1 pseudogene is annotated in these 275 nt (G+C 70.9%); it reads right to left on the bottom strand.

The features are described 5' to 3' along the window. Nucleotides 1-275: pseudogene (locus tag E5W87_RS35020) on the bottom strand (hypothetical protein); the annotation flags it as partial.

Genomic DNA, 275 nt, shown 5'->3' on the forward strand with positions numbered 1-275 from the left:
CGATGACGTGACGGAACGAGACGCTGCGACCGTCAGCCAGGGCAAAGGCGGTCGCCACCCCTTCCCGCTTCAGCCAGTTGTCGCCCAGCGATGCGGCATGGCCGAGCGCCGTGCGGCCGTCCTCGATGCCGAGCACGCCGCGATGGCGGCCGCTCCACGGCGCGTAGTCGCGCCCGCCATTGCTGACCCACAGCATGGTGACGGGCAGTTCGGCCGGGTTCTTCAGCACCAGAACGAGATCGGCTTCCGCCTGGCGCGCCAGCGCGGTCCAGCCC

Origin of the sequence: Mesorhizobium sp., assembly GCF_004962925.1 — a bacterium.
In the GTDB taxonomy this organism is placed as follows: domain Bacteria; phylum Pseudomonadota; class Alphaproteobacteria; order Rhizobiales; family Rhizobiaceae; genus Mesorhizobium.